The sequence below is a fragment of the Nocardioides sp. NPDC023903 genome, assembly GCF_040639295.1.
Lineage (GTDB): Bacteria > Actinomycetota > Actinomycetes > Propionibacteriales > Nocardioidaceae > Nocardioides.
This window is the reverse complement of sequence record NZ_JBEZZS010000126.1, coordinates 1-1,035: the sequence shown is the minus strand read 5'-3', so window position 1 is coordinate 1,035 and position 1,035 is coordinate 1. Positions and strand designations below refer to the sequence as shown.

1 protein-coding gene is annotated in these 1,035 nt (G+C 62.2%); it reads left to right on the top strand.

Annotated features, from left to right (window positions below; genetic code table 11):
• Positions 1-443: 443 nt before the first annotated feature.
• Positions 444-1,035 (top strand): Scr1 family TA system antitoxin-like transcriptional regulator (locus AB0F44_RS30425; protein ID WP_357361123.1); only part of this gene is annotated, 592 nt, incomplete at its 3' end.

Below are 1,035 nucleotides of genomic sequence, written 5' to 3'. Positions count from 1 at the left end.
CCGCCGTTCGTGCAGTTCAGCGAGTGCGTGCGCTGACCGCAACAATTCGCGATCTTGAAATCGCCGCCCCTGAAATGCGCACAACAATTGCGGAGCGGTGGGCAGTATCCCCATCACCGGCGCGCTCATCGCACGGCCCCGAATTCACCCGACACCCAAGATTTGTCTACCAACATGATTGGCTCTCGATTCGGTTATCCCGGTCATCTGTTCGGATTGTTCGCAACCAGGCTAACTGGATCATGCTCGCTCAGAAGACGAAACGCAAGATTGCGTTATCACTCCTGCAGTAAAGCCACCCTGACAGAACCGGGGGTCACATGCACAGGGCCGCACAACCTTCCGGCGTGCCTCGCTGACTCGCCGATCACCATGCCAGACCATATGCCTTCTTCTTCGCCGAACGCGTGACAGCGCGGCCGCGCAGCGCAATAATGCGTTTCATGGCAGGCAAGCGCACGACCCTGACCGTCCGGCTCCGCAGGCTCGCTGCCATGTTGCGGGAGTTGCGCGAAAGCGCCCAGCTGAGCAAGGAAGACGTCAGCGCGCGAACCGGAATCAACGTCACCACGCTGTACCGGATCGAAATGGCGCAAGCACGCCCACAACGTCGCACCCTCGGCGCCATGCTCGACCTGTATCAGGTCGACGACAAAATGCGCGAGGAAGCACTCAGCCTGCTGACCGACGCGTTGAAACCCGGCATGTCGCGTCCCTACGAAGGCGCGGTGTCGGAGGTATATGCCAATTACATCAACTTCGAGGCGGAAGCGTTGTCGGCCAGGCAATACCAGACCTCGACCGTGCCGGGCCTGCTGCAGACCTTCGAGTACGCCGCCGCCGTGATCGACACCTCGATGCCACGCCTCGACGCCTCGGTGATGGAGAGCAGAGCGCAAGCACGCATGGATCGCGCCACCAACCTGACCAAGGACGGCCACCCCCGTCGCCACCGCCTCGGAGAAGGCCGGCACCTTCGTCACCTGGGAAGGTCGCCGCCGCCCGTTCCCGAAGGTCTTCGACAAGCCCGCCGCC